14 protein-coding genes and 1 pseudogene are annotated in these 19596 nt (G+C 65.2%); 12 read left to right on the top strand and 3 right to left on the bottom strand.

Translation table 11 applies throughout. The features are described from left to right. Nucleotides 1-6 precede the first annotated feature (6 nt). From RFN28_RS02960 to RFN28_RS02935, 6 genes are all read left to right on the top strand, one after another. Complete coding sequence (locus RFN28_RS02960; RefSeq protein ID WP_320285874.1) at nucleotides 7-1413, top strand: FAD-binding oxidoreductase; 1407 nt, start codon at nucleotides 7-9, stop codon at nucleotides 1411-1413. Nucleotides 1414-1530: 117 nt separating this feature from the next. Beyond that, on the top strand, nucleotides 1531-3201 hold the full coding sequence (locus RFN28_RS02955; RefSeq protein ID WP_320285873.1) for a thiamine pyrophosphate-dependent enzyme: 1671 nt from the start codon (nucleotides 1531-1533) through the stop codon (nucleotides 3199-3201). Further along, nucleotides 3198-5294 carry a hydantoinase/oxoprolinase family protein gene (locus RFN28_RS02950; RefSeq protein ID WP_320285872.1) on the top strand — a complete coding sequence of 699 codons (2097 nt, stop codon included), beginning with the start codon at nucleotides 3198-3200 and terminating at the stop codon, nucleotides 5292-5294. The genes RFN28_RS02955 and RFN28_RS02950 overlap by 4 nt, the downstream gene beginning before the upstream one ends. Then, nucleotides 5291-6910 (top strand): hydantoinase B/oxoprolinase family protein, encoded by a 1620-nt coding sequence (locus tag RFN28_RS02945; RefSeq protein WP_320285871.1) that lies wholly within the window; start codon nucleotides 5291-5293, stop codon nucleotides 6908-6910. Before RFN28_RS02950 ends, RFN28_RS02945 begins: the two co-directional genes overlap by 4 nt. Further along, nucleotides 6907-8109 (top strand): pyridoxal phosphate-dependent aminotransferase, encoded by a 1203-nt coding sequence (locus RFN28_RS02940; RefSeq protein WP_320285870.1) that lies wholly within the window; start codon nucleotides 6907-6909, stop codon nucleotides 8107-8109. The genes RFN28_RS02945 and RFN28_RS02940 overlap by 4 nt, the downstream gene beginning before the upstream one ends. A gap of 3 nt (nucleotides 8110-8112) precedes the next feature. Beyond that, entirely contained in the window at nucleotides 8113-8925 is an 813-nt protein-coding gene (locus RFN28_RS02935; protein WP_320285869.1) for an NAD-dependent epimerase/dehydratase family protein, read from the top strand. A gap of 81 nt (nucleotides 8926-9006) precedes the next feature. On the opposite strand, the gene ftsZ is transcribed toward RFN28_RS02935, so the two are convergent. Both ftsZ and RFN28_RS02925 read right to left on the bottom strand, forming a co-directional pair. Continuing rightward, nucleotides 9007-9996: a cell division protein FtsZ gene (gene ftsZ, locus RFN28_RS02930; RefSeq protein WP_320285868.1), complete on the bottom strand. Its 990-nt coding sequence runs from the start codon at nucleotides 9994-9996 to the stop codon at nucleotides 9007-9009. Nucleotides 9997-10272: 276 nt separating this feature from the next. Further along, nucleotides 10273-11312 (bottom strand): annotated as a pseudogene (locus RFN28_RS02925) (proline racemase family protein). Between the two features lie 96 nt (nucleotides 11313-11408). Between RFN28_RS02925 and RFN28_RS02920 the strand changes: the two are divergent. Continuing rightward, on the top strand, nucleotides 11409-12368 hold the full coding sequence (locus RFN28_RS02920; RefSeq protein WP_320285867.1) for a dihydrodipicolinate synthase family protein: 960 nt from the start codon (nucleotides 11409-11411) through the stop codon (nucleotides 12366-12368). A 23-nt stretch (nucleotides 12369-12391) separates the two neighbouring features. Here the strand turns inward: RFN28_RS02920 and RFN28_RS02915 are convergent, their stop codons facing one another. Then, on the bottom strand, nucleotides 12392-13621 hold the full coding sequence (locus RFN28_RS02915) for an SGNH/GDSL hydrolase family protein (RefSeq protein ID WP_320285866.1): 1230 nt from the start codon (nucleotides 13619-13621) through the stop codon (nucleotides 12392-12394). Between the two features lie 379 nt (nucleotides 13622-14000). On the opposite strand from RFN28_RS02915, the gene RFN28_RS02910 reads away from it, so the two are divergent. The 5 genes from RFN28_RS02910 to RFN28_RS02890 all read left to right on the top strand — a co-directional run bounded on the left by RFN28_RS02910 (nucleotide 14001) and on the right by RFN28_RS02890 (nucleotide 19580). Further along, entirely contained in the window at nucleotides 14001-15113 is a 1113-nt protein-coding gene (locus RFN28_RS02910; protein ID WP_320285865.1) for a sugar ABC transporter substrate-binding protein, read from the top strand. A gap of 69 nt (nucleotides 15114-15182) precedes the next feature. Continuing rightward, a complete protein-coding gene (locus RFN28_RS02905) occupies nucleotides 15183-16703 on the top strand; it encodes a sugar ABC transporter ATP-binding protein (protein WP_320285864.1) in 1521 nt (506 codons plus the stop codon). Between the two features lie 23 nt (nucleotides 16704-16726). Continuing rightward, nucleotides 16727-17677, top strand: coding sequence for an ABC transporter permease (locus tag RFN28_RS02900; RefSeq protein ID WP_320285863.1), 951 nt, complete (start codon nucleotides 16727-16729; stop codon nucleotides 17675-17677). A gap of 173 nt (nucleotides 17678-17850) precedes the next feature. Next, nucleotides 17851-18735 (top strand): helix-turn-helix domain-containing protein, encoded by an 885-nt coding sequence (locus RFN28_RS02895; protein ID WP_320285862.1) that lies wholly within the window; start codon nucleotides 17851-17853, stop codon nucleotides 18733-18735. A gap of 116 nt (nucleotides 18736-18851) precedes the next feature. Further along, a complete protein-coding gene (locus RFN28_RS02890; protein ID WP_320285861.1) occupies nucleotides 18852-19580 on the top strand; it encodes an SDR family oxidoreductase in 729 nt (242 codons plus the stop codon). Nucleotides 19581-19596: the final 16 nt, after the last annotated feature.

Below are 19596 nucleotides of genomic sequence, written 5' to 3'. Positions count from 1 at the left end.
ATCCCGATGGCTGATCCCGTTAGTGCATTGCAGGCAATTCTCGGGCCGAAAGGCTGGCTTTCGGGCACCGACGCCGAACCTTACCAGCGCGACTGGCTGAACCGCTATGGCGTCGCGCCTCTGGGCGTTGCCAGGCCCGCGAGCACCACTGAAGTTGCGGCAGTCGTCAAGGCATGCCGGGAGGCAGGCTTGGCGGTGATCCCGCAAGGCGGAAACACCGGCCTGTGCGGCGGCGCGGTCGCCAATCAGCCGAACGCGGTGATCGTCTCGCTTTCGCGCATGACGGCGATCGGCGAACCGGACCGGGATAGTGGATCAATAACGGTCGAAGCGGGCGTCGTGCTCGCCGCGCTGCATGAAGCGCTGGAGCCGCGAGGCCTGATGTTCCCGATGCATCTCGGCGCCGAAGGCAGCGCCAGGATCGGCGGCCTGATCGGCACCAATGCCGGCGGCAGCCAGGCGTTTCGCTACGGCATGATGCAGGACCTTGTGCTCGGCCTGGAGGTCGTGATGCCGGACGGCGCGGTGTGGGATGGTCTTCGAGCTGTGCAGAAGGACAATGCCGGCTATCAGCTGCGCAAGCTGTTCTGTGGCACCGAAGGCACGCTCGGCATTGTCACGCGCGCGGTGCTCAGGCTCTATCCCCCACCTCGTCAACAGGCGAGCGCGCTTCTGGTGATGTCCGACTTCGCCGCTGCCGTCTCGTTCGGCGCCTTCCTGCGCGGCGAGGCCGGAGAATTCCTTGCCGGGCTCGAATTCTTCTCCGATGTCGGCCTGGCGCTGGCGCTCAAGCACCTGCCCGACCTCGCCTACCAGTTGGAGACACGGGGCGACGTCTACCTGCTCGTCGAGCTGGCATCGGGCTCGACCCGGGTTCCGCTGGACGAGATCCTGGCTTCGGCGCTGGAATGGGGCATGGAGCAAGGCTTGGTGGTGGATGGCGCGCTCGCGACCTCCGGCGCGCAGCGGGCTCAGTTCTGGCGCCTGCGCGAGGAACAACCCGAGGGGCAGCGGCTGGAAGGCGAGCAACTGAAGCACGATATCGCAGTGCCGCCGGGCGCCATCGCGCGCTTCATCGAGGCCGGCGCGAAGATCTGTGACGACATCCTGCCCGGCGTGCGGATCAACCCGTTCGGGCATCTCGGCGACGGCAACATCCACTACAATCTGTCGCCGCCGGAAGGCCGCGCCGATTTCGACGGTAAGGCTGGAGTGTTCGCCGAGGCACTGGCATCTTTAGCTACCGAAATGGGCGGCAGCTTCGCGGCAGAGCATGGGCTTGGCCGCGCCAAGATCGCCATGGCGGATCAAAACCGCAGCATTGTAGAGCGGGAATTGATGGCCAGGCTGAAACGTGCGTTCGATCCGCGGGGCACAATGAATCCCGGCGTACTGGTGCGTTCGCCAGAGTAAAGAAAAACTTTCGAATGGACCGCATTTCTTGATTTCGCCCCTGCCATCCGGAGTGCAGGTATAGTTCCGAAGGGCAAGCTCGGTCCGCTTGCCGCCAGCGTAAGAGGATGTCGAAGCATGGTCCGCAATGGCGGTCGCCTTCTTGTCGAGTGCCTGATCGCGCTCGGCGCGACCAAGAGCTTCGGCGTTCCCGGCGAAAGCTATCTCGCCGTCCTCGACGCACTGCACGACACCCGTGGCGCGCTGGACTATGTGCTCTGCCGCAACGAGGGTGGCGCGGCGTTCATGGCTTCCGCCTACGGCAAGCTGACGGGTACGCCGGGCATCTGCTTCGTCACCCGCGGCCCGGGCGTGACCAATGCCAGCATCGGCGTCCATACCGCCATGCAGGACAGTTCGCCGATGATCCTGTTCATCGGTCAGGTCGGCACTGACATGAAGGGGCGCGAGGCCTTCCAGGAGATCGACTATCGGGCAGTGTACGGGACAGTCGCCAAATGGGCTGTCGAGATCGACGACGTCGAGCGCCTGCCCGAGATCGTGGCGCGGGCCTGGACCACCGCCCTGACCGGAAGGCCCGGCCCTGTCGTGGTCGCGCTGCCGGAAGACATGCTGACCACCATGACCGAAGCCGCGCCGCTCAGTGGGCCGTCGTCGATCTTCGAGCCGGCGCCGGCACAGGAGGCGACTGCTGCGGCGCTCAGGATGCTGGCGGCGGCCGAGAGACCGGTCCTGCTCATGGGCGGCGCCAACTGGACGGCGGAAGGACGCGCCGCGCTCCAGTCCTTCGCCGAGGCCTCCGATATCCCCGTCGTCGCCGCTTTCCGCTATCAGGACCGGTTCGACAATCATTCGCCGGTCTTCGTCGGCGAGGCCGGCGTCGGCATGGTGCCGCATGTGAAAAACCTGATCCGCGACGCGGATGTGATCTTGGCGGTCAATGTCCGCTTCGGCGAGATGACGACAGACGGCTACACGTTGCTGCAAGTTCCCGTGCCGCGTCAGAAGCTGATCCACGTCCACGGCTCCGACCGCGAGATCGGCAAGATCTATGTGCCGACGATCGGCATCCATGCCGGCCCGAACGCATTCGCCAGGGCGCTCACCCCGGTCAAGGGCGCCTGGGCCGATTGGCGCGCGGCGGCGCGCAAGGCCTATGGAGGCACCTTCTCCGCGCCCGTCCAGCCTGGCCCGGTCGACATGGTCACGGTCAGCGCCTGGCTGCGCGAGACCTTGCCCGCCGATGTCATCCTCACCAACGGCGCCGGCAATTTCACGGTGTGGCCGAACAAGTTTTTCAAATTCGGGCCGGAGGCGCGCCTGCTTGCCCCGCAATCCGGCGCCATGGGCTATGGCCTGCCGGCGGCAATCGCGGCGAAGGTCGCATACCCGCAGCGCACGGTCGTCTGCTTTGCCGGCGACGGCGACTTCCAGATGAACTGCCAGGAGCTCGGCACCGCCATGCAGGCCGGCGCGCGACCGGTCGTGCTGATCCTCAACAACGGCATTTACGGCACCATCCGAGCGCATCAGGAACGCAATTATCCGGCTCGTGTCTCCGGAACCTCGCTCCAGAATCCCGACTTCGTGGCGCTGGCCAAGGCCTATGGCTTCCACGCCGAGCGCGTCGAGGCGACGCAGGATTTCGCAGCGGCGTTCGAGCGGGCGCGGAGGTCCGCGACCGGCGCCGTCCTCGACATCGCCATCTCGCCCGAAGCGCTCACGCCCCGGCAGACCCTCTCCCAGATGCGCGACGCCGCGCTCGCTTCCCAGAAGGCCAAGGCATGACCTCCAGAACTGACGACATCCGCCTCGGCGCGGACATCGGCGGCACCTTCACTGACATCGCCCTCGACGTGCGCGGAACGATGTTCTCGACCAAGGTGCTGACCAACTATGCGGCGCCCGAGCAGGCGATCCTCGACGGCATCGCCATCGTCACCCGCGACGCTGGAATCGCGCCCGCCGAAATCGGCATCATCATCCACGGCACGACGCTCGCGACCAACGCGCTGATCGAGCGGCGCGGCGCCAAGACCGCGCTGGTCACGACGGAAGGGTTCCGCGACGTGATCGAGATGCGGACCGAGAACCGCTTCGAGCAGTACGATCTCAACCTGCAACTGCCGACGCCGCTGATCCCACGCGAGGACCGCTTCACCGTCAAGGGCCGCATCGGCGCCGAAGGCCAGGAGCTGCACCCGCTCGACGAGGCCGCGCTGGAAGAGATCGCTGATCGGATCGCGGCTGGCGGCTTCGGCTCGGTGGCGATCGGCTTCATCCATGCCTATGCAAACCCCGATCACGAGCGCCGAGCCCGCGAGATCTTGTCGCGCAAGCTCAGCATCCCGATTTCGATCAGCGCTGAAGTCTCGCCGCAGATGCGCGAGTTCGAGCGCTTCAACACGGTCTGCGCCAACGCCTACGTGCGGCCGCAAATGGCCGACTATCTCGCCCGCCTGCAGACGCGCCTGAAGCAGATGGGCGCCGCGTGTCCGGTCTTCATGATCCATTCCGGCGGCGGCCTGATCTCGGTGGAAACCGCGTCGGAATTCCCGGTGCGGCTGGTCGAGTCCGGACCTGCTGGCGGCGCCATCTTCGCGGCCGACATCGCGAGGCGCTTCGGCCTGGAAAGGGTCGTCTCCTACGACATGGGCGGAACGACGGCAAAAATCTGCTTGATCGAGGACTATGCGCCGCGCACGGCGAGAACCTTCGAAGTGGCGCGCACCTATCGCTTCACGAAGGGCTCGGGCATGCCGATCTCTATTCCCGTGATCGAGATGATCGAGATCGGCGCCGGCGGCGGCTCCATCGCCTGGGTCGACGCCATGGGCCGCATCCAGACCGGACCGGAAAGCGCCGGCTCGGAACCGGGTCCAGCCTGCTACGGCCGCGGCGGCAAGCGCCCGGCGATCACCGACGCCGACCTCGTACTCGGCAAGCTCGACCCCGACAATTTCGCCGGCGGCGCGATCAGGCTCGACACGGCCGCCTCCGAGCAGGCCGTCCTGCGCGATGTCGGCGAGCGCCTGTCGCTGAATGCAATGTCGACCGCCTTCGGCATCTGCGAGGTGGTGGACGAGAACATGGCCAACGCCGCCCGCGTCCATGCCGTGGAGAACGGCAAGAATATCTCCGACAATCTGATGATCGCCTTTGGCGGCGCCGCGCCGCTTCACGCGGCAAGGCTCTGCGAAAAGCTCGGCATCGACCAGTGCATCGTGCCGAGGGGGGCCGGCGTCGGCTCGGCGATCGGCTTCCTCAAGGCTCCGTTCGGCTACGAGGCGCTGGCCTCGAAGCACACGCGCCTGTCGCGGTTCAAGCCGGCCGAGGTCAACGGCCTGCTCGCCGATCTCAAGGCCTCCGCCGAAGGCTTCGTGCGAACGGGCGCCAGCGGCCAGATCGTCTGCGAAATCACCGCCTTCATGCGCTATGCCGGCCAGGGCTGGGAAATCCCCGTGCCGCTGGCGGACGAGCCGTTCGGCGACGACGCCGTCGCCAAGCTGAAAGAGCTGTTCGAGGAGAACTACCAGCGCTTCTTCGGCCGCGCCATCGAAGGGCTCGACGGGCTGGAGATCGAAATCGTCACCTGGTCGGTCAAGGCAACGGACGTTCGGCCTGCCGTTACGAGGCACGAGCTCACCGCCGGCAAGAAGACCAACGAGCCGACAACGATGCGCGAGGTGTTCGATCCGGTCAGCGGCGCACAGCGCAGCTACGGCATCATCGAGCGCGATGCGCTCTGCGCGGGCGACCGCGTGGCAGGCCCGGCCGTCATTGTCGAGCGCGAGACCTCCACCGCCGTAACCACGAGCTTCGACGCCGTTGTCCAGAGCGACGGCGCTATCCTCCTGATCCGCAAAGGCAGCCAGGTATGAGCGATATTGGCGAAATCCGCATGCAGGTCATGTGGAACCGGTTGATCTCGGTGGTCGAGGAACAGGCGCTCACCTTGCTGCGCACCGCCTTCTCGACATCGGTGCGCGAGTCCGGCGACCTGTCGGCGGGCGTGTTCGACCCGCACGGCCAGATGCTGGCGCAGGCGGTCACCGGCACGCCCGGCCATGTCAACACCATGGCCGAAGCCGTGCTGCATTTCATGAACGAGATCCCGCGCGATCAAATGTTCGAGGGCGATACCTACGTCACCAACGACCCCTGGCAGGGCACGGGTCACCTGCACGACATCACCATGGTATCGCCGTCCTTCCTGAACGGCGAGCTCGTGGCCTTCTTCGCCTGCACGGCGCATGTCGTCGATGTCGGTGGGCGCGGCTTCGGCGCCGACGGCAAGTCGGTCTATGAGGAAGGCATCCAGATCCCGATTATGAAGTTCGCCGAGAAGGGCAAGGTCAATCTCGACCTCGTCCGGATCCTGCGCGCCAATGTCCGCGAGCCGAACCAGGTGGTCGGCGATTTCTATTCGCTCGCCGCGTGCAACGAAGTCGGCCATCGCCGCCTCGTCGACATGATGAAGGAGATCGGACTGACCTCGCTCGAAGGTCTCGGCGAGTTCATCTTCTCGCGCACCCGTGACGCCATGCTCGAACGCATCGAGGCGCTGCCCAAGGGAAGCTGGTCGAACGAGCTGGTGACCGACGGTTACGACGCGCCGGTCAAGCTCGCAGCCACGGTTTCGGTCCGAGACGACCATGTCGAGGTCGATTTCACCGGCACCGACCCGATGAGCCGCTGGGGCATCAACTGCCCGATCATCTACAGCAAGGCCTATGCCTGCTATGCGCTGAAATGCATGGTGGCGCCCGACATTCCCAACAATGCCGCCTCGCTCACCTTCTTCACCGTCTCGTCGCCGGTCAACATCCTCAACGCCGTGCGGCCGGCGCCGGTGGCGCTCAGACACATCTTCGGCCACATGGTTCCCGATCTGGTGCTGGGGGCATTCTCCAAGGCGTTGCCCGGAAAAATCCTCGCCGAAGGCGCCGGCGCGCTGTGGAACATCCACATCTCGGCGCGGCCGGTCGCCGGCGGCACCGGCCGCCGCGCCGAAGTGCTGATGTTCAACTCCGGCGGCATGGGCGCTCGCCCCGAGCTCGACGGCTTGTCGGCGACGGCCTTCCCTTCAGGCGTCCACACGATGCCGATCGAGGCGACGGAGCACACAGGCCCGATCGTGATCTGGCGCAAGGAGCTGCGGCCAGACTCCGGCGGCGACGGCGAGTTCCGCGGCGGCCTCGGGCAGATCATCGAAATCGCCGCGACCGACGGCCACGAATTCGACTTCTCGGCCATGTTCGACCGCGTCAACCATCCGCCGCGTGGACGCAATGGCGGCAAGCCCGGCGTCGCCGGCGTCGTCAGGCTGGACGACGGCACAAAGATGCGGCCCAAGGGCTGGCAGCATGTGCCGGCCGGACGCAAGCTGATCCTGGAATTGCCGGGCGGCGGCGGCTATGGCGATCCGGCCAAGCGCAGCGCCGCCGCGCGCGCCAACGACCGATCCAAGGGATATATTTCGGAGAACGACCGATGAGCTATATTGCCTCGCGCCTGTCGGTGGTGAAGCCCTCGGCTTCGATGGCCGCCTCGCAGGCAGCCAAGGCGCTGCGCGCCAAGGGCGTCGACGTGATCGACCTCGGGCTGGGCGAGCCCGACTTCCCGACGCCGCTTCACATCATCGATGCCGCTCATTTCGCGGCCAAGGCCGGCCAGACGCTCTACACCGCCGCTGCCGGCACTCCCGAGGTGCGCGAAGCCGTGGCCCGCAAGTTCCGTCGCGAGAACGGGCTGGATTACACGGCCGACGACATCGTCGTCGCCAACGGCGCCAAGCAGATCATCTTCAACGCCCTGATGGCGACGCTGGAGACCGGCGACGAAGCGATCCTGCCCGCGCCCTATTTCGTCTCCTATCCCGAAATGGTGAAGCTGCTCGGCGGCACGCCTGTCGTCGTCGAGTGCCCTGAGACTACAGGTTTCCGATTGACGCCTTCCCTGCTGGAGAAGGCGATCACGCCGAGGACGAAGTGGCTTTTCCTCAACATGCCCGGCAACCCGTCCGGCACGGTGTATTCAGAATCCGATCTCAAGGCGCTCGGCGCGGTGCTGGCAAAGCACCCGCATGTGCTTGTGCTTTCCGACGAGATCTACGAGCACATCCTGTTCGACGGGCGTGAATTCGTTTCCTTCGGCAAGGCATGCCCCGAGCTCAAGGAGCGCACGCTGATCGTCAACGGCGTCTCGAAATCCTATGCGATGACCGGCTGGCGTGTCGGCTATGCGGCCGGCCCTGCCCCGCTCGTCAAGGCGATGTCGACGATCCAGAGCCAGTCCTGCACCTCGGTCTGCTCGATCGCTCAGGCAGCGACCGTCGCCGCTCTCAACGGCCCGCAGGACGAGGTCGCGCGCTTCCGCAAGGCCTTCGAGGCGCGCCGGAACCTGGTCGTGGACGGCATCCGCAAGATCAACGGCCTGACGCTCTCGCCGCCGGAAGGTGCCTTCTACGCCTATATCGGCTGCGCCAGCTTGATCGGCCGCAAGACGCCCAAGGGTGTCGTGCTGGAGGACGATGTGGCTGTGGCGAACTATCTTCTCAACGACGGACGTGTGGCGTCGGTGCCGGGCGTCGCCTATGGACTGTCACCCTATTTCCGCATCTCGACCGCGACCAGCGAAGAGGTGCTGACCGAGGCGATTGCGCGGATCAATGCCGCCATCGCGCAAGTGGAGTAAACGATGCCGCACTACGAACGTATCCTGATCACCGGTGCCGCCGGCCGGCTCGGCTCCCAGCTGCGCAAGGGGCTGGTGCCGCTGGCCAGCAAGATCCGCCTGGCAGGACGCGAGCCGTTCGGCGACCTCGCGCCTCACGAGGAAGAAGCGGTCTTCGATCTCGCCGACATGGAGGCGACGATCGCGGCGACCAAGGACTGCGACGCGATCGTGCATTTCGGCGGCGCGCCGCTCGAATGCGAGTGGCAGACCATCCTCGATTCCAGCATACGCGGCTCCTACCACATCTATGAAGGCGCGCGAAAACACGGCGTGAAGCGCGTCATCTATGCGTCCTCGGTGCATGCCATCGGCTATCACGAGGTCGAGGCGCATATCGGCGTCGATGCGCCGGTGCGCCCCGACAGCCTCTACGGCGTGTCGAAGAATTTCGTCGAAAGCCTCAGCCGGCTCTATTGGGACAAGTTCGGCATCGAGACGGTATGCCTGCGCATCTTCTCGTCCTTCCCCGAGCCGGTCGACCGCCGCATGCTGTGGTCGTATCTTTCCTTCGCCGACTGCGTGCGCCTGGTCGAGACATCGCTGACGGCGCCGCGTGTCGGCCACACGATCTCGTTCGGCATTTCCAACAACAAGCTGAAGATGGTCGACAACAGCGGCGCCGACCATCTCGGCTTCATCCCGCAGGACAGCGCCGAACCCTTCCGCGCCGCCGTCGAGGCCAAGACGCCCGTTCCCGACCCGACGAAACCGTCGGTGAAATATCTCGGCGGCTGGTTCTGCGAGCTTGGGCATCCTGACGACAAGCCGGCGTGACGATCCCTCCTGCTTCGCTCTTCGAGCTTCGCAGGGACCAACCCGCGCGCGAAGCAGGAAGCTACTCCGAAGCCGGTGACCTTAAGCGGTCGTACGCTCGAGCTGGGCCATGTCTGCGTTCCGCAGGCCCGTTGCCACGACCGACACACGGAACTTTCCGGCCAATGCCTGGTCGAAGATGGCGCCGACGATGATGTCGGCGTCAGCGTCGACCTCTTCCCGTATCCGCGTCGCGGCTTCATCGACCTCGAACAAAGTCATGTCCATGCCGCCGCAGATTGATACGAGCAGGCCCCTGGCGCCCGTCATGGAGGCTTCGTCGAGAAGTGGATTGGCGATCGCGGCCTCGGCTGCCGTCCTGGCACGGCCCTCTCCGGAGGCCTGACCGGTTCCCATCATCGCCCGGCCCATGTCCCGCATCACCGACTTCACGTCGGCGAAGTCGAGATTGATCAGGCCTTCCTTCACAATGAGATCGGTGATGCAGCCGACACCGGCGTAGAGCACACGGTCCGCCATGGCGAATGCGTCGGCAAACGTGGTCTTGGCGTCGGCGACCCGGAATAGGTTCTGGTTCGGGATGACGATCACGGTATCGGCGCTCTCGCGAAGGCGTTCTATGCCTTCCTCGGCGGCCTGGGTCCTGCGCTTGCCTTCGAACACGAAAGGCTTGGTGACAACGGCAACCGTCAATATGCCGGCATCGCGCGCGGCGCGCGCGATAACGGGCGCGGCGCCGGTCCCCGTGCCGCCGCCCATGCCCGCGGTGATGAAGCACATATGCGTTCCCGCAAGATGATCCATGATCTCGTCGATGGATTCCTCCGCAGCCGCACTGCCGACCTGGGGCAAAGAACCGGCCCCCAGGCCCTCGGTGACATGCGCGCCCAACTGGATCAGTCGAGACGCCTTCGACATGGTGAGCGCCTGGGCGTCCGTGTTGGCGACGACGAACTCGACGCCTTGCAGGCCTTCGGCGATCATGTTGTTGACGGCGTTTCCGCCGGCGCCGCCGACCCCGACAACGGTGATCTTAGGCCTCATCTCCAGGATTTCCGGCTTGGCGGTCATTGTGATCTCTCTACGAAAACGCCCGCTGCCCCCGCAACCATGCGGAACCGCAGCAACGAGCACACGAATCAGGCGATCCCCACCAATATCAGGGAATCAGAGGAGACGCCTCGCTGCAAGGTCGGGCTGAGGACTGTCATGTGCGTTCGTCTCCGTCCCCGACGCCGCATCAGTGCCGCCAAGACGGACATTCACACGCTTGCGCGGATGTTGCACCCTCCATTCGCATCTCGTTCAGCCATCCCGCCTGGCCAACCGCCGGCATCGCCGATCGCGCTACTGCGTCACCGAGGTCGACGTGCCCCACGTGTCCGACAGCACATAGCCTTGCGGGTACGGATCCGTCGGATCGAGATAGTAGTTGTGCTCGCCCGTGATCCAGGCGCGGCCGGTGATCTGCGGCACGATCGCCTTGCGCCCGGCGATTTCGGTCAGCTCGAGAATTCTGCCCGTGAAGCGGGAGCCGATGATCGATTCATGAATTAGAACGTCGTCGACGCTCATCAGACCGCGGGCTTGCAGCACGGCCATGCGGGCCGACGTGCCGGTTCCCGTCGGGCTGCGGTCGGAGCGTCCGGGCGAGACGATGCAGGTGTTGCGCGTGACGTTGCCGGGCCCCTGGAACGGCATGGCGAACTGCACGATCGACACACCGCGCACATTGTCGAACTGCGGATGCACGACATCGAGCTGCTCGCGCGCGGCGCGGCGAACCTTCTCGCCGGCCACCGCCAGGTCGCGCGCCTCGTCGGGTGTGACCGAGAAGCCGAGCGCGGCCGGTCGACAATGGCGTAGAACATGCCGCCATAGGCGATGTCGACCTTCAGCGTTCCCAGGCCCTCGACCTCGATATTGGCATCGAGGCGTTCGGCGAAGGCGGGCGCGTTGCGCAAGGTGATCGACAGGCATTTGCCGTAGCGGCATTCGGCGCGCACCTCGATGACGCCGCCCGGCATGTCGAGCTTGAAGCGCGTCTCGGGCTCGTTCAACGGCACCATGCCGGTCTCGAGCAGCACGGTGGCGACGCAGATCGTGTTGGAGCCGGACATCGGCGGGTATTCGGTCGGTTCCATGATGATGGCGCCGGCAACGCAATCCTCGCGCGTCGAGGCAACCAGGAGATTGACGTGCCGGGCGACGCTGCCGCGCGGCTCGCAGATCAGCATGCGCCGGATATGGTCGTGATCGCGCTCCATCGCGATCATCTTTTCCATCATCGTACGGCCCGCCGGCGGCAGCACGCCGCCCACGATGACGTCGCCGACCTCACCCTCGGCATGACAGCCGACGACACGGATGCTTAATCTGGTGCGCATTGTTTCTCCCTACCGAGCCCGACTATCTGCTTGGCAAGCGGTACCGCTCCGGGACAAACTGACGCAATCTGCGTGCCAGCCTCAAGGAGAATCCGAATGACCGCCAATGTCTTTTCCGGCTGCATGCCGGCGCTGATGACACCCTGCACGAATGACCGCCTTCCCGACTTCGATGCGCTCGTGCGCAAGGGTCGCGAACTGATCGCCGCCGGCATGTCGGCGGTCGTCTATTGCGGCTCGATGGGCGATTGGCCGCTGCTGAGCGACGAGCAGCGCATGGAAGGCGTCGAGCGTCTGGTTAAGGCCGGCGTGCCAGTGATCGTCGGCACCGGCGCGGTCAACACCGCCAGTGCCGTGGCACACGCCGCCCATGCCCAGAAGGTCGGCGCGAGGGGCCTGATGGTGATCCCACGCGTCTTGTCGCGCGGACCGTCGGTGACGGCGCAGCGCCACCACTTCAAGGCAATCCTTGCGGCCGCCCCTGACCTGCCTGCGGTCATCTACAACAGCCCCTATTACGGCTTTGCCACGCGCGCCGATCTCTTCTTCGCGCTGCGCGCCGAACATCCGAACCTGGTCGGCTTCAAGGAGTTCGGCGGCCCGGCGGATTTGCGCTATGCGGCGGAAAACATCACAAGCCGCGACGACGAGGTTGCGTTGATGATCGGCGTCGACACCGCCGTCTTCCACGGTTTCGTCAATTGCGGCGCGTCCGGCGCCATTACCGGCATCGGCAACGTGCTGCCCAGGGAAGTGCTGCATCTCGTGGGTCTCAGCCAGGCGGCGGCGAAGGGCGATGCGGAAGCCCGCCGGCTGGCGCTGGAGCTGGACGCCGCGCTCGCCGTGCTTTCCTCCTTCGACGAGGGCCCCGACCTTGTGCTCTATTTCAAGCACATGATGGTGCTTAAGGGTAACCCGGAGTACAGGCTGCACTTCAACGAGACGGATGCCCTGACCGACAGCCAGCGCGGCTACGCAGAACAGCAGCTCAAACTGTTCGACGCCTGGTACGCGCAGTGGTCGAGGCAGCCCGCAATGGCGAGATATGCTGCCTGATCGGCAGGCATGGCGGCGGGAGCTTACCGAACCATTCGACCTCCTCCGCCATCAATTCGGAGCTGACTTGGGTTGCTAGCTACCAGCAAGGCCTCGAAAGCGCTCTCGAACACCCTGGCCATCTCGGCATAGCCGTCATCGGACGGATGCAGGCCGTCGCCGCAATCGAAGGCGGAGAGCAGCCTGGACGGATTGGCGGGATCGGCCAGCGCGCGCTCGAAATCAACGACGGCATCAGCTTCGCCGGATGTCATGATCCAGGCGTTCACCGTCTGACGGTCGCGCTCCTTGGTCGCAGAGTAGAAGGTTCGCAGCGGCTGGCCCTCGAACGCGCCGCCGAAGGGCGGCAGCGTGCCGAGCAGCACCTTGATGCCGTTGAGGTGGGCGCGCGCGATGATCTGCCGGTAGGCGGAGATCAGGTTTTCTACGGCGACAGCCTCTTGGCCTCCGGCCAGCATGGTTTCCGGCCAGCCTATATCGTTGATGCCTTCCAGCACCGAGACCCACCGGACGTTCGGGAAGCTGAGCACATCGCGGTCGAAGCGGGAGAGCGCATTGGCGCCGCGGGCGCGGCTGACGAGCAGGCGGTTACCGCCGATCCCCTGGTTGAGGACGCCGATGCCCGACAGCCTGCTGCTTATCGCGAACCGCTCTGCCAGCCGGTCCGGCCAGCGCGCATTGCCGTCGACGGTGGAACCAAAACCGTCGGTGATGGAATCGCCGAGGCAGACCAGCGAGGCGTCGCCCGGGCCGCGCTCGACCATGACGGCGCTGAGGAAATAACGGCTGGTCGAGGTCTGTTGCACCGGCAGTTCGGCCGCGCCGGCGAAATCGCCGAACTCGGAGACATAAGCCGTCTGCTGCGCCTCATAATGATAGGTCTCGATCGGCGCGAAATCGGGAAAATAAAGGCTGATCGCGATCTGCTCGAGATCGGCCACCTTGAGCTCGATCGGGTCGCTGAGCAAAGGCGCGCCGGGAGCCAGGATGGTTTGCCTCTCGCCGCCAAACGTCACGTGCCGAATGGTCGCGGCGTCGACCGCGCTGCCGTTCGCGGCAAGGGCTACGGTGGCGGCGCCGATCCTGATCGGAGAGGCGCCGTATTCGTTGGACAGCCTCAATCGCAACCTCTCGCCGCCCTTGCTGAGGCGCAACACCTGGCGCACGGTCTGCCGGTGGAAGCCATAGAGCACCGCGTCTCCCGGCCAGACATTCATCGGGCTTGCGCTCCAGCTTCCGATCCAGTGTTCCATTCTCTCCATCCCTTCGACTTTCGGCGCACGGCTCCTCGCGAATACAGATAGCCGCAGCGCGCGGCGCGGGCTACCGGGTGCGCTTTCTGCGACACACACATTTTTGACTCCGAGTGCAACCCACCGGCGGCCCAGCCCTTTGCCGCCGCGAGTGCCGGCGCAGCCGCGGCACCGGTTTTCCCGAGCGCAATCAAAAAAGTACTAACACCTGCCCCGGAACGTGGTGGCTGGCAGCACAGCGCGCGCCTAGCCTGAAATCGACATCAGATCGCCGGGGGAGGAGACATTCCGGAAGATGTCCGGGGCTGCGTGCCCCGCCGGGCGGCTTCGTGGAAGAGCTGCGCCGGCAAAGGATTCCAACCATTCTAGGGAGCGAGACATGGGTTCCGAAACCAAGAGCTTTACAATGAACCGCCGCACGCTTTTGCAGGGCGCGGCAGCCGCTGCCGGCGGCTTGCTGCTGGCGGGCGGCGAGCGGGCCGCCGCACAGGGCGCGGCCTCCAAGGTCGTGGCCTGGGAGACTGGCTATCTCGGTTTCTTCTTCTTCGTCGTGCTGCAGGAGGCGCTGAAGCGTAAGGTTGAAAGCCTCGGCCTGGAGTTCGTCGGCAAGGACGCCAATGGCGACGCCAACGCGCAGGTCAACGACTGGAACAGCCTTCTCTTGCAGAGGCCGCGCTACCTCATTTCTGATGCGCTGGACTCGGAACTGCTGATCCCGTTGAGCAAGAAGGCGAAGTCGCTCGGCGTGCCGCTCGGCATGGTCGACACCGTGCTCACCGGCGGCGAGGTCGCTGCCTCCGTCACCTTCGACAACAAGCAGTCCGGCGTCATGGCCGCGGAGAAGACCGCCGAGTTGCTGACCAAGAAATACGGCTCGCCGAAGGGCAGCGTGCTCAACAATTACGGCTCGCTGACGGCCGTTGCGCTGCGCGACCGCAAGGACGGTTTCGAGGACACGCTGAAGAGCAAGTACCCCAACATCGAGATCATCTCCCGGCCGCAGAACAACCAGCATGAGCAGGCGCTGGCCGTGGTGTCGGCGACACTGCGCGAGCGGCCGGACCTCGACGCCATCCACATGCCGACGGACATCTTCGTCGTCGATGCGCGCAAGGCGCTCGAAACGCAGCAGCGCCTGTTCCCGGTCGGCCATGAGAAGCACATCATCCTCACCAGCATCGACGCCTCGCCGAACGCGCTGGAATGGGTGAAGGCCGGCGAGATCGACGCCGATATCGCGCAGGACCCGATCGCCTATGTCGAGATCGCCGTCGATCTGCTGGAAGAGTACACGCTGAAGGGCAAGCCGGTCCCGACCGGACCTTACGAGAACAAGAAGTATTTCTGGGAGAAGGGAACGATCGCCGACAGCCCGTCCGGCCCGCTGCTCACCATCCCGCCCTACTTCCTCACCAAGGAAAATGCCGACGACCCGCGCCACTGGGCCAATGTCGTGACCCAGGTGTGGAAGATGCAGCAGAACGCCGGCTGATATTTCAGCCGATTGGGGGTGGGAACGCCGTCGCGTTCTCACCCCATTTCGGAACTACCGGTTATCCAGATGAATGTCGCCGAAGGCACGATCGTGCCCGATAGTCATGCGCCGGACAGCGCCGATGCTGTTTTGACCGTCGACAATGTCTTCAAGCGCTTCGGCCCGCTTGCGGTGCTGGACGGCGTCTCGCTGACCGTGTCGCGCGGCGCGATCCACGGCCTGCTCGGCAAGAACGGCGCCGGCAAGTCGACCCTGTCCAACATCATCGCCGGCCTCTTACACCTCGACAGCGGCGCCATCCTGTTGAACGGCGAGGACGTATCGGCCCTGCCGCTGACGGCGCGCAAGAAGCGCGGCCTCCACCTTCTTTCCCAGCATTCCGAGATCTTCGAGGACCTCTCGATCGGCGAGAACCTTCTGCTGGCCGAATTGCCGAGGCGTTTCGGCCTGACCGACTGGGCAGCGCTGCATCGCCTGGCGGCGCGGCAGCTCGAAAGCCACGGCATGCCGGTCGACCCACGGCGGCGCGCCGGCGATCTCGGCGCCAGCGACAGGCGCAGGCTCGCCATCATCAAGGCGGTCGCTGCGGAAGCTTCGCTGATCATCCTCGACGAGCCGACGGCGGGCCTCGCCGCAGCGGAGCGGCTGCATCTTCTTGAATGGGTCGAAAGCCTCACCCAAAGAGGCACATCCTTCATCTACATCTCGCACCACAATGACGAGGTGCGTCAGCTTTGCTCGGAATACACGGTGCTGCGCGACGGCAAGGTGACCGCCGCCGGCAAGGCGGCGGAACTTTCGGCCGATGCCATGGCGCGCGTCATCACCGGCGCCGACGTCGCCGAGTTCCACCGCAGCCGCGAGGATCATCCCGCCGCCATCGAGCTCAGCGGACTTGCCTTTCCCGCCGGCGGGCCGGTCGATCTGACGATCGGACGCGGCGAGATCGTCGGCCTCGTCGGCCTGCTTGGCGAAGGGCCGCAGGAACTGATGCGGGCGCTGGGCGGCCTGCTGCCAATCGAGGCCGGCAGAGTCCTGATCGACGGCCGCGCGGCGCGTCTCGGCTCGCCGGGGCAGAGCCTCGACTCCGGCGTCGCCTATCTCACCCACGACCGCATCGGCGAAGGCCTGGTCGGCTCAATGTCGGTGACAGAGAACCTCAACCTCGGCAACTGGCCGCGCTCACTGGGCTGGCTGGTGAGCGGCGCCGGCATGAGCCGCCGCATGCGCGAGGCGCGCGGCGCCATGGATATCGTCATGGGCAGCGGCGGCCAGGAGATCGGCGAATTATCGGGCGGCAACCAGCAGAAGGTGCTGCTCGGCCGGCTCTTGGAGCGCAAGCCGAAGCTGCTTCTGCTCGACGAGCCGACCGTCGGCGTCGACGTCGCCGCCAAGGAACAGATCCACCGCCTGATCGACGATGCGACGAAGAAGGGGGTCAGCGTGCTTCTGCTCGCCCAGGACCCGGAAGAGATGCAGCGCCTCGTCGACCGCGTGGCGATCTTCTCCAAAGGCCGTATCGCGCGCACGCTGCACGGTGCCGAGATAACCATCGACGCGATCGCCGAGGCGAGAACGGCGCGATGAAAGTTTTGAGGTAAGGCTCGCAAATGGCCAGCAAGAAATTCCTTCTCGACAATGTGGTCTGGATCCTGATCGTCGTGTTCAGCATCCTTGCCGGCGTCCTCAATCCGTTCTTCCTCTCGGAAGGCAATCTGCAGAACGTGCTGGTGCAGGCAACCACGCTTGGCGTCCTGGTGCTGGCGGTCTCCTTCACGCTGCTGATCGGCGAGATCGATCTGTCGGTGGTCGGCAATCTGGTGTTCTCAAGCATGGTCGGCGCCTATGCCATGCAGCAGTTCGGCGTCCATTGGACGCTGGCTGTCCTGATCACCATCGCCGCCGGCGTCCTGGTCGGACTGCTCAATGGTTACTTCGTCGCTTATCTGCGCATGAACTCGCTGATTGCGACGCTGGCAATGGGCCTTTTCCTGCAGGGCGCGGTGCTCGGTGCCACGCAGGCCCGCACTATGGTCGTCACCGACGAGGGCTACAGCTACATCGGCAGCGCCACCGTCGGCAACTGGCCGGTGATGCCGATCGCGCTCTTCGTCGCCTATCTGCTCGCCCATGTCGTGCTTGCTTATTCCGCCTGGGGCCGGAACCTCTACGCCACCGGCGGCAACCGCCGGGCAGCGAATGCCGCAGGCATCAACGTCAAGCGCGCGAGGCTCGGCGCCTTCACCGCTTCCGGCTTCCTCGCCGGGGTGGCCGGCTTCCTCTACACCTCCTATCTCGGCGGCGTCAGCGTCACCGTCGGCAGCACCACCCTGCTCTACGCCGTGGCCGCGCCCGTCATCGGCGGCGTCTCGCTGTTCGGCGGCCGCGGCCGTGTCATCGGCATGCTCGGCGGCACGCTGCTCATCACCGTCATCCAGACCGGCCTGCAGCTCATCAATGTCTCGGCCTATTACATCCAGATGATCGGCGGGGCGATGATCCTGCTCGCGATCGCCGTCGACGCCTTCCGCATCAGAAGCGAGGAGCGCGGCGTCATGTGACGCGAGGTTGGCTATAGCGGAGGCTCAGAATAGTCAAAAAAGTACCAATGATGCGACGGGAACATGGTGGCGCCGGTTTTGTCGGCTCAGTAGTCTGACTGGCATGAAGCCGAAGGGAGGTGGCGCGTCGACGAGGCGATCGCGCAAAAGGCTTCAGTATTGGAGGAACAGCGATGAAACCTGATCTCGAGGTTGTGCAGATCAGGCCTGGCGAATCGTTCACTGCCTGGTCGCACGGCTATCCGTTCCGCACGGTGCGCTGGCATTTCCATCCGGAATACGAGCTGCATCTCATCGTCGCCACGCGCGGCCGCTATTTCGTCGGCGACTTCATCGGCGAGTTCGAGCCGGGCAATCTGGTGCTGACCGGTCCCAATCTGCCGCACAACTGGGTGAGCGATGTGCCGAAGGACGCGACGGTGCCGCTGCGCTGCCGCATCATCCAGTTCAACGAGGGCTTCATCGAGGGCGCCATCAACACCTTCCCCGAGCTCGCGGCGCTGACGCCGGTGCTGGAGGCCTCGCGCCGCGGCGTGCTCTTCAGCCGGCAGACCAGCCGGCAGCTTGGCCCCCTGATGGAAGAAATCATGAATTCGCAAGGCGTGCGCCGCATCGAGCTGTTCATGATGATGATGGGGCTGCTCAGCCGCGCCGAGGGTGCGCGCATGCTTGCCAGCGCAAGCTATCTGCCCGACCCTTCGGGCTACATGTCGGCCGGCATCAACAAGGCGCTCGCCTATCTGCGCGAGAACCTCACGCAGCCCTTCAGCGAGACGGACCTGGCCGCAATCGCCGGCCAGTCGCCCAGCGTCTTTTCACGCTCCTTCCGCCAGCATACCGGCATGACCCTGGTGCAGTATGTGAAACGGCTGCGCATCAATCTGGCCTGCCAGATGCTGATGAGCGACGAGCAGGCCTCGATCACCAGCATCTGCTTCGAGGTCGGCTACAACACCCTTTCCAACTTCAACCGGCAGTTCCTCGCCGAAAAGGGCATGACGCCCTCGCATTTCCGGCGGCTGACACTGCACAACATCAACCTGGCGAAAGCGGCCTAAGGCGGCCGACACGGCAACATCGGCATCGAGACGCGGTTGGGGCAAGCCAGCCCCGGCAGGCGAAGCGCTGCCTGCATGCTGACTGGAACGGCAGACGATATGAACATGAGGACACCATGACTGAGAAACTGATCGACAAGGTCGCAGCGGTCACGGGAGCGGCGTCCGGCATCGGGCTCGAATGCGCCCGCATGATGCTGTCGGAAGGCGCGCGCGTGGTGCTGGTCGACCGCGACGAGCAGGCGCTGCATGCCGTCTGCGAGGAGCTTGGCCCGGCGGCGATCCCGTTGCGGGTCGACTTGACGGACACCGCCGATGCAGGCCGCATGATGCCGGAAATCCTCGATCGCGCCGGCCAGCTCGACATCTTCCACGCCAATGCCGGCGCCTATATCGGCGGCGAGGTCGCGAGCGGCGACCCCGATGCATGGGACCGCATGCTGAACCTCAACATCAATGCCGCCTTCCGCTCCATTCGGGCCGTGCTGCCGCATATGGTCGAACGCAAGACCGGCGACATCGTCATGACCAGCTCGATTGCCGGCCTGGTGCCTGTCGTGTGGGAGCCGATCTACACCGCGTCCAAGCACGCCGTGCAGGCCTTCGTCCACACCGCGCGGCGGCAGGTCGCCAAATACGGCCTGCGCGTCGGCGCCGTCGCGCCGGGTCCGGTGGTCACCGCGCTCATCAAGGACTGGCCGAAGGACAAGCTCGAGCAGGAGCTTGCCGCCGGCGGGCTGATGCAGCCGGTCGAGGTGGCGGAAGCCGTCATGTTCATGCTGACCAGGCCGCGCAACATCACCATCCGCGACCTTGTCATCCTGCCGCAAAGCAATGACCTTTAGAAACCGGACGGATCGG

Source organism: Mesorhizobium album, from assembly GCF_033977205.1.
GTDB classification, from domain to species: domain Bacteria; phylum Pseudomonadota; class Alphaproteobacteria; order Rhizobiales; family Rhizobiaceae; genus Mesorhizobium; species Mesorhizobium album.
This window is presented reverse-complemented; position numbering and strand designations above follow the sequence as displayed.

Bases quoted from the DNA above. Each gene is read 5' to 3' on its own strand.
- RFN28_RS02960 (WP_320285874.1), top strand. From the start codon at position 7: ATGGCTGATCCCGTTAGTGCATTGCAGGCAATTCTCGGGCCGAAAGGC.
- RFN28_RS02955 (WP_320285873.1), top strand. From the start codon at position 1,531: ATGGTCCGCAATGGCGGTCGCCTTCTTGTCGAGTGCCTGATCGCGCTC.
- RFN28_RS02950 (WP_320285872.1), top strand. From the start codon at position 3,198: ATGACCTCCAGAACTGACGACATCCGCCTCGGCGCGGACATCGGCGGC.
- RFN28_RS02945 (WP_320285871.1), top strand. From the start codon at position 5,291: ATGAGCGATATTGGCGAAATCCGCATGCAGGTCATGTGGAACCGGTTG.
- RFN28_RS02940 (WP_320285870.1), top strand. From the start codon at position 6,907: ATGAGCTATATTGCCTCGCGCCTGTCGGTGGTGAAGCCCTCGGCTTCG.
- RFN28_RS02935 (WP_320285869.1), top strand. From the start codon at position 8,113: ATGCCGCACTACGAACGTATCCTGATCACCGGTGCCGCCGGCCGGCTC.
- ftsZ (WP_320285868.1), bottom strand. From the start codon at position 9,996: ATGACCGCCAAGCCGGAAATCCTGGAGATGAGGCCTAAGATCACCGTT.
- RFN28_RS02920 (WP_320285867.1), top strand. From the start codon at position 11,409: ATGACCGCCAATGTCTTTTCCGGCTGCATGCCGGCGCTGATGACACCC.
- RFN28_RS02915 (WP_320285866.1), bottom strand. From the start codon at position 13,621: ATGGAACACTGGATCGGAAGCTGGAGCGCAAGCCCGATGAATGTCTGG.
- RFN28_RS02910 (WP_320285865.1), top strand. From the start codon at position 14,001: ATGGGTTCCGAAACCAAGAGCTTTACAATGAACCGCCGCACGCTTTTG.
- RFN28_RS02905 (WP_320285864.1), top strand. From the start codon at position 15,183: ATGAATGTCGCCGAAGGCACGATCGTGCCCGATAGTCATGCGCCGGAC.
- RFN28_RS02900 (WP_320285863.1), top strand. From the start codon at position 16,727: ATGGCCAGCAAGAAATTCCTTCTCGACAATGTGGTCTGGATCCTGATC.
- RFN28_RS02895 (WP_320285862.1), top strand. From the start codon at position 17,851: ATGAAACCTGATCTCGAGGTTGTGCAGATCAGGCCTGGCGAATCGTTC.
- RFN28_RS02890 (WP_320285861.1), top strand. From the start codon at position 18,852: ATGACTGAGAAACTGATCGACAAGGTCGCAGCGGTCACGGGAGCGGCG.